1 protein-coding gene is annotated in these 1,113 nt (G+C 54.2%); it reads right to left on the bottom strand.

Going from position 1 to position 1,113, the window contains the following annotated elements; genetic code table 11:
• Positions 1-64: 64 nt before the first annotated feature.
• On the bottom strand, positions 65-1,113 hold a 1,049-nt coding region (pilQ, locus tag J1C54_RS16285; protein ID WP_229150005.1), incomplete at its 5' end, for a type IV pilus secretin PilQ.

The following is a 1,113-nucleotide window of genomic DNA, read 5'->3' as shown; positions in this document are numbered from 1 at the left end:
CTTTCCAGCACCCATGGGCCCAATCAGGAAAATACTTGGTGTGTCTTCACTCATGCTTCCCGCATCACTTCCCGGCCACCGCATCCTTGATCAGGCGGGGAGTGATGAAGATCAGCAATTCCTGCTTAGTGTTGTTGTTGATGTCTTTGCGGAACAGGCGGCCGATCCAGGGCAGGTCACCCAGGAACGGTGTCTTCAGAGTGGCCTTGGTAACGTTTTCCTGGAAAATGCCGCCCAGAACAACAGTCTCACCGTCACCCACTAACACCGCAGTCTCGATACGATTGGTGTCCAGTAGAGGAATGGTACCATTCGCTGTGAAACCACTGATGCGGTCGTTATTCACCTTAATCTGCATAATTACTTTGCCTTCCGGCGTAATTGCAGGAGTCACTTCGAGACGCAGCTCTGCGTTAACAAACTCAACTGCAGTCGCGCCACTTGAAGTTGCCTTCTGATAGCCAACCTGCTGACCAGATGCAATCAGCGCAGGCTGCTGATCAGCCGTCAGAACCTTAGGAGTAGCCACCAACTCTGCACGGCCTTCCGAGTCCAGCGCGGACAGCTCAAGGTCAATAACTCCGGCATTCACATCCACCATGCCGATAGAGAAGCGGCTCGCTGCATCATTCACCACACCAAAGTCGATCACCGCATCCTGCGGACGCTCGATATCATAGGTGAAGGAACCATCGTCTTCAGGGTCAGTAGCGCCCTCTGCGAAGTTGTAGATATTGTCATTTCTACCGGACAACACCAGAGTACGACCATCACGACCCAAACGGCCGCCCTGATAGGCCACACCACCCCAGCGAACGCCCATTTCTTTGGCAACGTCAGTGCTGGCAACCACCACCCGAGCCTCGATCAGCACCTGCTGTACCGCTACGTCCAGATAGGAAATAACTTCGCGAATTTCCTCCAGCTTGCGATCAGTGTCCTGAATGATCAGCGTGTTGGTGCGCTCATCAATGGCAATGGAGCCGCGGCTAGTCAGCAAAGAACCCTCCGCCTTGATCAGCTTCTCCAGATCTGCAGCGCGGGCATAGTTCACACGGACATACTCGGTACGCAGCGGCGCCAGCGCCTCAATTTTCTTCTGACTTTCCAGCT

The sequence above is a fragment of the Alcanivorax sp. 1008 genome (genome assembly GCF_020667895.1).
GTDB lineage: Bacteria > Pseudomonadota > Gammaproteobacteria > Pseudomonadales > Alcanivoracaceae > PGZG01.
The sequence above is the reverse complement of the archived record's forward strand: the minus strand, read 5'-3'. Positions and strand labels throughout refer to the sequence as shown.